The 9,121-nt window shown below is 48.0% G+C and carries 5 protein-coding genes and 1 pseudogene; 4 read left to right on the forward strand and 2 right to left on the reverse strand.

The window, feature by feature from the left end:
* Positions 1 to 106: 106 nt before the first annotated feature.
* The 4 genes from V6C16_RS04810 to V6C16_RS04825 all read left to right on the forward strand — a co-directional run bounded on the left by V6C16_RS04810 (position 107) and on the right by V6C16_RS04825 (position 3,323).
* On the forward strand, positions 107 to 328 hold the full coding sequence (locus V6C16_RS04810) for an integrase core domain-containing protein (RefSeq protein ID WP_442886182.1): 222 nt from the start codon (positions 107 to 109) through the stop codon (positions 326 to 328).
* Positions 329 to 721: 393 nt separating this feature from the next.
* Positions 722 to 1,309 (forward strand): class I SAM-dependent methyltransferase, encoded by a 588-nt coding sequence (locus V6C16_RS04815; protein WP_333534754.1) that lies wholly within the window; start codon positions 722 to 724, stop codon positions 1,307 to 1,309.
* On the forward strand, positions 1,293 to 2,222 hold the full coding sequence (locus V6C16_RS04820; RefSeq protein ID WP_333534753.1) for an ATP-grasp fold amidoligase family protein: 930 nt from the start codon (positions 1,293 to 1,295) through the stop codon (positions 2,220 to 2,222). The genes V6C16_RS04815 and V6C16_RS04820 overlap by 17 nt, the downstream gene beginning before the upstream one ends.
* A gap of 6 nt (positions 2,223 to 2,228) precedes the next feature.
* Entirely contained in the window at positions 2,229 to 3,323 is a 1,095-nt protein-coding gene (locus tag V6C16_RS04825; protein WP_333534752.1) for a glycosyltransferase, read from the forward strand.
* 406 nt (positions 3,324 to 3,729) lie between these two features.
* On the opposite strand, the gene V6C16_RS04830 is transcribed toward V6C16_RS04825, so the two are convergent.
* Entirely contained in the window at positions 3,730 to 7,629 is a 3,900-nt protein-coding gene (locus V6C16_RS04830; RefSeq protein WP_333534751.1) for a glycosyltransferase, read from the reverse strand.
* A gap of 524 nt (positions 7,630 to 8,153) precedes the next feature.
* Positions 8,154 to 8,943 (reverse strand): annotated as a pseudogene (locus tag V6C16_RS04835) (IS5 family transposase).
* Positions 8,944 to 9,121: the final 178 nt, after the last annotated feature.

Genomic DNA, 9,121 nt, shown 5'->3' on the forward strand with positions numbered 1-9,121 from the left:
GAGCTCATTTGCTTGAATCTGTTCGGCAAGGATTCTCTGGAAGAACTTCTGAATCCGCGAAGACGAAAAACTATAAACACCTATAGTTATAGCCTGTTAGCTATGGGTGCTTAACCGGACAACATTGGCTGAAGTTGTTATCGAGAACTGGCGTAGACACTACGATCACCGCAGGCCGCATCGTTCCCTGGGAGGCCGACCGCCAGCACCTCTGACGTTTTTGCCCCTCCCAGGGGAGGGGCAATGGGGCCGCTCTCGCCTCCCCCTGAGCTATCGTGTATCCGTAAAGAAGCATCGCAAGTCGCTGACAAACTATGCAGACTGTTGACGGACACTCGCTTTTAAGGCCATTGCAACCTGCCGCTTGCGCTTAAAGAAATTATATTGGCACCCCAATGACTGCATTTGCAACACAACGAGCAAACAACGAGAGCGGGCGTTAAAAGAGTCAGACTATCTGCTTGTAGATCGAATATGGCTGTAAAAAAGACGATAATGATGTCGGGCCAACTGCTTTTTCCTAAGCGGAGGCTGTCATCACCTTAATAACATAAATCAACGCAACAAAATATAAAAACAGTTTTTTCAACTTGACAACTGCCAATCAAAGATAAGAGAGCATTACTATGGTACAACAAAAAAAATAGAACCTTTTTGGATTTACGAATGGACACCAGAATCGATCAGTTCATTCTGGAACATTGCAGCACAGTCACCATTGATGAATAAAAGTTTTTCAAAATTACACGGTCAAAGTCTAGTATCTTTAATTAAAAAATTCGTTGAGGTAACAAAAAAAAATTGTGATTTTGGTGCTGGTAGCGGTGACTTGATTTCCCTGCTTCTTCAAAATGGGTATCACGCAGGCGCTTTTGAGCCATCAAAAAACAGATGCAGTGACTTTCCACATGCCGTTTTGAAGCACCCACATTTTTTAGGATTCAATACAAATACACGTTACGATTGCGTATTATGCTTTGAAGTCCTTGAGCATATACACAACAACAATCTGGATGAAAGTCTGAACACAATCCAAGGCATGTTAAAAAAAGATGGAATTTTATTGGGCAGCGTCCCATACAGTGAAAATTTAGAAGATAACTATTGTATATGCCCTCACTGCAAAGCAATGTTTCACAAATGGCAACACATGCGCTCTTTTACGCCAGAGCAAATTTATCAATTCCTTGAGCATCATAATTTTACAGACATAAAAATTCTGGCAACAAAATTTACAGATAGTGTTTTTTTTGTCGCAAAACATAATGGCGTTATACGCAAAGGTGATAGCCGTGAAAACACTGTATAATAAAGTAAGAAGTACAAATATTGACTCAGGCCCGTGCAGAATATCTGCGGAACGATTTTCATACCTTGATCAGACAAAGTATCAACGAGACCTCAGCAAACTGGAAGCTGCTGACTATCTTTCCTTCTTGTTTTATCAGTCCTTTGGGTACAACCTTGATTTGATCTCACCATGCACCTTTAATGAAAAGCTTAATTGGTTGAAGGTTTTTTATCATAACCCCCTTATGCAAGTCTGTGCGGATAAGGCGAATTTTCATAATTTTGTTCTGGATCGTTTGCCGAAAATGAGCGACCACTGCATAAAACCGCTTGCCACCTTCCGCAAACCTGACGAGATAAAACTGGACGATATGCCTGAACGCTTTATTCTCAAGTCCAATTTTGGATCAGGAACCCAAGCTTTTGTGGAAAAAGCAAAGGACAATCTGAATGCCCTTATCACAACGGCTTCCACATGGCTCGATCCCAAGACAAACCATTATTACTGCGCCCTTGAATCTGGGTATAAGGGTATTACTCCTGCCATTGTTTGCGAGCCGATCATTAAATTCGACTATAAAATCGAATTTTACTGTTTCGATGGTACCCCCTTTATTTACTGGATCGTTATAAACGACAAGACTGCAGATGTATGCGCCAACCTCTACAAAATGAGTGGCGAACGGCTTCCTGTGAATTGGCATTATAAAAATTTCAACTCCGACCCACGCCCATCATACTTTGACGAGCTGGTAGAGATGTCCAAGGTATTGAGTGCGGGATTCCCCCATGTACGAGTAGATTTTTACGCTGGAAAAGACTGGTGGTATTTCAGCGAGCTGACATTTTTCACTTGGGCCGGCCTGACGCCAATTTCGGACTATATGTTCGACGTGCTGCTTGGCAAACAAATCAAACTCGAAAAAGAGTAATGACACATGCGAATAGCCATTGCCAACGCAGGTATTTGTCAGAGCAGGGGAGGAGCGGAGCGTGCGGCCCTCCGCTTGGCACATGAAATGCGCGCACGGGGACACACAGTTCATATACTCACTGTGGCAGGAACTTATTCGCCATTGTATTCGGTAGACCCACGCCTACCAATCCATTTTTTTCCAAGCAGTTTTTTTTCCGGTGACGCAGCGGCGGTGAATGCCGGATCCGGCTTGTTGCAAGAAAATAAAATTGAGGTGCTTTTGTCCTTTGAGTCTGACTGGAAGCACATGCTCTGGAAAATCTGCAGCACAGACACAGGCACCCCCTTCATCTGTTCGGAGCGCATTACCCCGGAACTTATTGAGCGCGAACTCTGGCACAGAGAGGGGCGCCTAGCTCTGCTCGAGCAATCCGCCGCGATTCACGAACTGCTCCCCTGTTATGTCCCCCTCGTACCAAAACACTTGCGACACAAAACGTTTGTCATTCCCAATGCCTCTCCGGAAAACATTCCCCCCGAGTGTCCCGAACATCCCTCAACTTCACCTACCTTATTGTATCTTGGCCGCTTCTCAAAAGAAAAACGGCCGGAACTTCTGCTGCGGGCCTTTGCCCTGCTGGCTCAGGAGTTTCCCGACTGGCGCTTACGCATGATCGGTTGGGGTGACACCCAGTCCTCTCTACAAGCCTTGTCACAAGAACTAAACCTTGATTCCTGTACCATAATTGGACCAGTCGCTACGAGCACATGGGCTGAATATCTCTCTGCAAACATCTATTGCCTACCTACAAAGTACGAGGGCTGCCCCAACACCGTACTTGAAGCCATGGCCGCCGGATTGCCCATTGTCGGGGTATCTGATTGCCCCGCCATGACATCTATCGTCCGTAACGGAATTAACGGCCTTTTGGCAAACTTTCCGACCCCTGAAGCCCTTGCAAACATTTTACGCCCCTTGCTGGCTTCTGAAAAAGCTCGACAGCGTATGGGTCGCGAGGCGTGGCATGAGTGCAACACAAGATATTCTTCAGCACTTTTTGACAAATGGGAGAGCATTCTGAAAAAGGTTGTTGCAAAAAACATCACAGATGTATAAAAATACTAAAATTATAATAAATTCACACTGAAATTACTAGTCATAGATCATTATTAACAAAAAATACAATGCCAAATAAAACATCCAAAGAATAGTTGCACGGAAAAATAATTTATCCATAAACAATACGCATGTTAAACAACACGTGCACTGCTGACATCGCAGAATATATAATCCTACTCCCAAAAGAATGGCGACAAAACAACTATTGAAGTCGACAGCGTTGTTGTATATATCGGTCAAGTAAGGATAAAAAAACAAGCCCATCTTTTAGAGTACTTTCTTTATAATAAAATTTGGGGAATAGAACTCCTCAATTGGACAATAAAGAAGTGCAGTCATTCTTTCACCAAGCATTTTTTGTACGGGTATGCCGGCACATCTCCCACAATGGATATTATTAAAGTCATTTTAATGCGCTATACCTAATCCATTCTGTTTCTTCGTGCGTTAGAAAATAAAGCGCCTGATTATTTCTTGCAGATTGGCCTTTCGGGAGCAACAGCCCTGATCGTATCCCACTCTTATGTAAAACATAAGGCAAGCTGATTTGATCCCGTTTGCTATATTTATCATACTCATTCCACCACCTAGAAAACAAAAGACGAGCTTGCGGATGGCGAGGATTCAACAAAAAAAAATTATTTTCATAGAGTCCTGCGCGAGCAGGCATCCCTTGCTCACGGTATGACGCGATTTGCCTGCGAATAACCTCAGGCTCATCTTTTTTTGCCTGAATGCAAGCCAAGGCTTCGTCATAAACACAATCACGCACGGGGTGCATCACAGAATATAAAGGCTGATCACACAGGAAGGACCTCAGGAGCAAAGACAGATCAGCGGCAATGACTATGTTGGCGTCCTGCCACAACACCAGCCGAGCTTCTGGAAAAAGTTCCGGCAGGTGCAGCTTGGCCCAACGTGACTTGCGTGTGGGATCGGCGTTTTCATAAGGGATGGGACGTACGTCCCATATGCCATAAGACTCCATAGGAGTGTCTGCAAAGCAGACGTAACGCCAGCCGTCATTCAAAAAGGCTGGAGGCAAAAGCCGCTCATACCCGCCCGCGATCGAGGTGCACACAACAATGTCTCCTGCTGGGGCGGCATGATACGCAGCTAGGCGCTCTGGAGTAAGGCGGCTGTAATCCACCTTGCTGCGACATGGCTTTCGGCCTTCGCCACGCCCAAAACGCAGATAATGTTCCAGAGGATCCATGCCGCTGGCGCGAACATCAGGGTACAGCGCAAGATAATCCGCAGCGCAAAAGTCATCTCTGCCCTGGGCCTTGTTCACTTTTTTCGAGAGGTCAACAGAACAGCCATTTTTTTTTCCACCGCACGGTTCGCTCACGCACAACTTCCACCCTTCCCCTGCCGCCCAGATATTTTCATTAAAAGGCACAAGGCGCCCAACCCATTGGGATAAGGCGGCAGAATCAGCCATCCTCTTGCCGCAGGCATGCGCCGCCCTTTCGTCAAGCAGCATAAATTCAGCAAAGGGCCACCAAATCGTGCGCAAGCCCTTTTCTCCCAGCCGCAGACAATATTCCGAAACCGCGGCGTGGCCCGAATCCGTATTGAAGCCCTTCATTTCGGCCAATGTTGCGGCGCGCGTAAAGATACACAGATTGTCCAGGGCATCCACGGTTCTAGCCAGCTTGTTCCAGTTGAACCAGCCAGGATTATCGCCTGAAAGCTCCTGAAATACTGGACGGATATACCCACTTGCATCTGTCAGATAGCCGGCATGGAGTACGGTTCCATTTCGACGAAGCAGCTTGCCCCCCACCGCGCCCACTCCGTCCCGCCAAAGGCTGGACACCAACTCTTCAAGCCAGCTTTCTGTTAAAGGAGCAGTCCCGCCCGAAAGAAAACCTAAAACCTCGCCCCGGGCCTGCCCTGCTCCCAACATCAGGCGCTCCGCCAGTGAAAGATGAGCCTCACAGATGACGAGATGGACATTTTTGTGACTGTTCACAGCGCGCTGAATCTTTACAAGTTCATCTTTTGCCAAAGTCTGGCTGATCAGAAAAAATACTTCGTATTTTCCGTATGTTGTCCTGCTCATTATGGCGGACAACTGTTCATGCAGAAAAGCAATGTTATCAGCAGCACATATAAGACTCACCAGTGGACGCCTTTCTGGCAACGGAAACTTTACGCGCAAGAATGGCGAACCGGGTAATATCTCAGCTTCAGCACCGGGGGAAAAAGTTTCCATATGTTCCTGGACCGCCCTACGCGCGCTGTCCACAGCTTCACTCTTCACTCCGACATCCAAGGCAGTGCTGCCCGCATGCGCGCGCCAGTGGTACAGCACACGCGGGATATGCACAAATTGCGCGGCCTCCGCCCCTGCCGTGTAGCGCAGCAGCATGTCAAAATCTTGTGATCCGCGGAAACCTTCACGAAAGCCCCCTATCTGTCGCAGTCTGTCCGTACGATATACTCCAAGATGATTGACAAAATTCTGACCGTACAGCAGGTCCCAGTCCCAGCGGCCATTTTTAAAATACGGATAAAAAATAAAACCGTCATCGTGGATTTTATCTTCATCAGAGTAGAACAACAGGCCGTCCGGGTGCTCACTGATGGCCTCGGCGACTACGCGCAGAGCGTCTGGCGTGAGGGCATCATCCTGATCCATAAGCACTGCGTAAGCATACTGCGCCATTTCCAGTGCAGTATTTGTGGCAGCAGAGATATGACCATTTTCTTGTCGCCAGATGATGTGAATTCTGGAGTCTTTTTGGGCATAACGAGAAAGGAGTATTCTTACAAGAGGATCGGTGGACGCATCATCAGCAATGCACAACTCCCAATGCGGATACTCTTGCGCAATGACAGATTCCAATGCCTCCACCAGATGTTCCGCCTTGGGGTTGAACACAGGCATAAGTATGGAAAAAGCTACTCTTGCGTCAAAGGATTGAGGGCAGCTAGACTCTTTTCTGCGCCGGGGCAGGTCAATGTTATGTCTCCATAACGTGTAGGCCCAATCCAAATGGGGGTGCAGAGACAAGTTCCGGGCGATTTCCCAAAAATCCGTCAGGAAGGGCTCATAGGTTTCGGTCTTGAAACGCTCCGCCCCGTCGAGCCAGGCCGTATACTGCTCAGCCAATTCTGCCAGACCAATATCGCTGCACCATTGCCGCACAGACTCGGCTGACGAGCGATATTCTTCAAAGGGCTTGCAGAAGGATGTCAAAAGCCCCAGTGCGCCGGAAGCAGTTTTTTTGTCGTGCGAAGCGCATGCTGTCGCGTAAAGCCCCATGGCCCCATCGGGCGAGGGATAGAGCTTGAAGCGGGCCAGATCCAGTGGCAAGTTGCCAGTTTTTTTCTTTTTTGTACCGGTCAAGAGCCGCCAGCCGTTTTCCCAGAAGGGATAGCGGGCAAGAAGCGCCTTTACCTCATCGCACGAAGAGATAGCGGCAATTTTGTCCAGCTCTGTGCAACGCTCTAACGGCAGCGATGCCTGAAGGGTCTGCCACTCGCCCAGACGCAGGAACATGCCATCCTTTTTCAGATGCAAATGCCAGTCCGGCACAAGCAAAGACAGACTGTGCGATATAAAATACTGAGAATTGGCCTCTTCATGTTGGTGTCTGCCAGGAGTCTGGCTTGTGTGGTGAACCACCCTGGCTTGTGGGTTAACGGTCATGCGGTAGCCCTTGGCAGAGAGTCGGGCGCAAAGATCCACATCTTCAAAGCCGTTTACGTAGTTTTCGTCAAACAAACCTGCTTCCATAAAAAGCGAACGCCGCATCACCATGCAGGCTGCGGTGATGATCTGAAAAAAACGACGTTTTTTTGCCAAGGCACAGTCAGCGGGAATACCTTCGTACAAATGGCCCACCCGTAAGATGGGAGAAACAAACACACCCAAATGCTGTACGGTAAAGCCAAAAGGCTCAGATTCGGGATACAACAGAAGGGGGCCAGTAGCGGCGATATCGGGCCAGGACAAAAAATCATCGATCAACGGCTGGTACCAGCCCTGTAGAGGAATGGTATCATTGTTCAGAAAAATAAGAAATTTCCCCTTGGCCAACTTGGCCCCCAAGTTTGATGCGGGCCCAAAATTCAGATTTGTTGAACTACGGTGATAGCGAAACGCTGTTCCGAAGAGTTGCTTTCCAAGGAAAGGGCATGCCTCTGGAGTCGCGTCAGAAGAGGCATTGTCGATAATAATCACCTCTACGGCCTTGCCCGCAATGGTGGCAGCCAAAGCCTTAAGGCAGGCACGTGTCAGACTCCACTGGTTGAAGACAGGGATAATCACAGAAGATTCAAATTCAGACATTCTGCCTCCGGCGCCGAAGGATAGTGAGTAATCTAGAGCAGTTTATTAATGGGATGAGTCAACTGTTCTACAAGTATTTTCAGAAAAATCCTTGCCACGGAATATGACCAGACAGGCTTTGCCTGCCGTAAAGCGAGTATTTCAATTGTTAAATGCTCTAAAGGCGCGTTCAAAAATGGGGCTGGCCGTCAACAATCTACTACTGCCCCTCAGAGTCTTGCAAACATCGCGCCAACATCGAGGCATACGTGCAGACATTGCCCATCGCAATTTTCAGGGAGTCTAACTTTGATATAATCTTCCCCAAAGGCACACCATTGCTCCCGCATTCAGCATAGCCATAATAGACTTAATTTTTATCTTTTTAGAGCAGATTAACTTTGAGAATGTACATTCTCAAAGTTTAAGACACGCTCGCTTCGCTGCTTAACCGCGCAAGTAAATTGCGCTTGCATCTTTGCGGCGGGCGACTGCTCACGCAGCCGCCAGAGCAATTTCAAAGTGAAATTGCTCTAGAAGTCATTTCATAATTCCTTGACGACCCTTCTGAGTAAAATCATGGAAAACGCGAGATGAACAAAGGCTGTAAAGTTCTCGTGAAATCTGTCCCAACGTGCCATCGTCCGCTTAAAGGCATTGAGCAGGCGAAAAGACGTTCGATTTTCCAACGCCGTCGATAGCGCCGCAAAGGGCGACCATCCTGCGTTGCTTTACGCTTCCGGTTGCGCCGGTGAGGCGCAACCATCTCAATCCCTTGGGCAGCAAGGGCGTTATCGAGCGGATCACTGTCATAGGCACGATCCCCCACAATTCGTTGGGGCCGTCCCACGGTGACAATCTCATCGAGGGCAGCTTGGACAAGGGTGACTTCATGAGGGCTAGCAGAATCCGTGTGCACGGCGAGTGAAAAACCAGAAGCGTCTGCAATAACCATGAGCTTCGCACCTTTGCCCCGCTTGGTCTTTCCCACTTTTGCGCCCCTTTTTTTGCCACCACGAATGTACCGTCGATGAAGCATTCCGAAAGATTTATGGCTCCGCGTTCTTCAAGGTCTTGGGCCAGCGCCTCAAGAATTCTTCGAAATACACCCGATTTCACCCACTTGCTGAACCGGCGGTAACAGGTTGATGACGATGGAAATCTCTCCGGTAAGTCAGCCCAGGCAGCGCCTGTGCGCAGCACCCATAAGATGCCGTTCAGTACAGAACGGTCATCATGGATGGCAGGCCGCCCCCGCACAGAAGGCGGCTCGCTTGAAAGAAGAGGTTCCAAAATTGTCCACTGTTCATCGGTTAATCTTTGGTATTTGCTCATGAATCTCGATTACTCGATTTTCATGGCTTTTTCTAGGATTATAAAATGACTTCTAGGCACTGTAGTCACGAGATTGTTTAGATTTGCTTTTTCTGTCATACTCTTCGCACAGCGAGGTGATTATGACAACTCCAGCACATCGGCGACATGACATTTCTGATGAGGTATGGGAAAAGCT

The sequence above is a fragment of the Desulfovibrio sp. 1188_IL3213 genome (assembly GCF_036763145.1).
Lineage (GTDB): Bacteria > Desulfobacterota > Desulfovibrionia > Desulfovibrionales > Desulfovibrionaceae > Desulfovibrio.

Coding starts and splice junctions, on each gene's coding strand:
- V6C16_RS04815 (WP_333534754.1), top strand. CDS start 722: ATGAATAAAAGTTTTTCAAAATTACACGGTCAAAGTCTAGTATCTTTA.
- V6C16_RS04825 (WP_333534752.1), top strand. CDS start 2,229: ATGCGAATAGCCATTGCCAACGCAGGTATTTGTCAGAGCAGGGGAGGA.
- V6C16_RS04830 (WP_333534751.1), bottom strand. CDS start 7,629: ATGTCTGAATTTGAATCTTCTGTGATTATCCCTGTCTTCAACCAGTGG.